Source organism: Sphingopyxis flava (assembly GCF_900168005.1).
Classification (GTDB): domain Bacteria; phylum Pseudomonadota; class Alphaproteobacteria; order Sphingomonadales; family Sphingomonadaceae; genus Sphingopyxis; species Sphingopyxis flava.
Genome location: NZ_FUYP01000100.1, coordinates 1 through 1,479, shown reverse-complemented (window position 1 = coordinate 1,479; position 1,479 = coordinate 1). Strand labels below are relative to the sequence as shown.

3 protein-coding genes are annotated in these 1,479 nt (G+C 63.1%); all 3 read right to left on the bottom strand.

Going from position 1 to position 1,479, the window contains the following annotated elements; all coding sequences use genetic code 11:
• A partial coding sequence (locus tag B5X69_RS20675; protein WP_079640340.1) for a hypothetical protein occupies positions 1-415 on the bottom strand: 415 nt, incomplete at its 3' end.
• A 208-nt stretch (positions 416-623) separates the two neighbouring features.
• Positions 624-1,022: a type II toxin-antitoxin system VapC family toxin gene (locus B5X69_RS20670; protein ID WP_197672744.1), complete on the bottom strand. Its 399-nt coding sequence runs from the start codon at positions 1,020-1,022 to the stop codon at positions 624-626.
• Between the two features lie 11 nt (positions 1,023-1,033).
• Positions 1,034-1,479 (bottom strand): antitoxin (locus tag B5X69_RS22170; RefSeq protein ID WP_235862807.1); only part of this gene is annotated, 446 nt, incomplete at its 5' end.

The following is a 1,479-nucleotide window of genomic DNA, read 5'->3' as shown; positions in this document are numbered from 1 at the left end:
GTCCCAACGGGTCGGGCCGCGTCGCGAGCAACGCACCCATGACGATGTCGTCGATACGGTCCCGGTCGACCGCGGGGGCACGGCCGTCGTCGTAGCGGACCGGCGGCGCGAAACCGGCTTCGACCCAGCTGGCGAGACCGTCCTGGGCGGCCTCGACATAGGCCGCGACCGAGGGATCGCGACGATAAGCGCCCGCATCGACCTTGAGACCGAGCGTGCGATAGATGCCGAAGTCGTGCCGGTTGGTGATAAAGACGAGGGCACACCCGTCCGGGGGCGGGCCGAAGCGGGCGATGACGGCGGCCCGATAGGCGGCGACCTCAAGCCGGTTGAGGCGCTCGAAGTCGGGGGTGTGGCCGAGCTGCGCGCAATCCTCGTGTCCGGGCGCGCCGCCGAGGTCGATGATGTCGGACATGGCCTTCTCCTGTTGCGTGAACACAAAGGCACACCCCCCTCCTCTCTCCGGCCATGAGGTCAATGGACGGCAAAGGCCCCCCGATCCGCTATGGAGCTGAAGGTCATCTCAAGGGTTAGGGTCGATCGCGAAGCGTGTGGCGGCGGCCCGCCGCTGGAGCGAGCCGATGCGCTAGACGAAAGCCATGCGGTGATTGCCCGGCATCCGGTCAATGAAGGTCGGCGATCCAGTTCTCGACTTTGAGTGCGCGTATCCGCGAGAAGTCTGTGATATTCGCGGTCACCAGCACCGCTTCCAGGGCATAGGCATGGGCAGCGATGAACCAGTCATTTGGCCCGATAGGCTTGCCGGCTGCTTCCAGCTCTGCGCGAATACCGGCATATTCAGTGTCGGCGGGGACATCGAGGGCAAGGATCTGGAGGCTGTCCAGAATGGCCTCGATCTGCGCCAGCAGCCGCGGCGAACCCGCTCTGGCGCAGCCGTAGCGGAGTTCCGCCGCGGTGATGATGCTGACACAGATCGCATCCGGGCCCACTTCGGCGATGCGTGCGGCAACCGATCCTTGCGGATTGCGGGCAAGCTCGGAGACGGTATTGGTGTCGAGCATATAGAGCCCGCTCACAGGTCGATGGCCTTTATCGGGAGCAATGTGTCCTCGACATCGGGAAACTGATCATCGGGCCCGAGCGGCTGCAGGGATGCGAGGACTTCCAGAAGATTCTTGCGGCGTACCGGTTCGATAATGAGGCGGTCGCCATCGCGATGGATCATCACGCGGTCACCCGGAAGTTCGAAATCGGCAGGGATGCGCAGAGCCTGACTCTTGTTGTTCCGGAACAGTTTGGCTTCTCGTGGAGGGACGGAAACTGCTTTTTTCCGGGCCATATCGACCTCCTTTGCATATGCATGAACATATGCATTGTACTGGGGAAATGTCAAGATTGTAGCCCATGCCGGGTGTTGCCGTACCTGCGCGGCGACAACTACGATGGCCGGTTGAGCGGCGACTATGATGGCCGGTAGGATCGGTTGTCTGGTCTGATCGTAGGGAGGGGCGCAGCCCC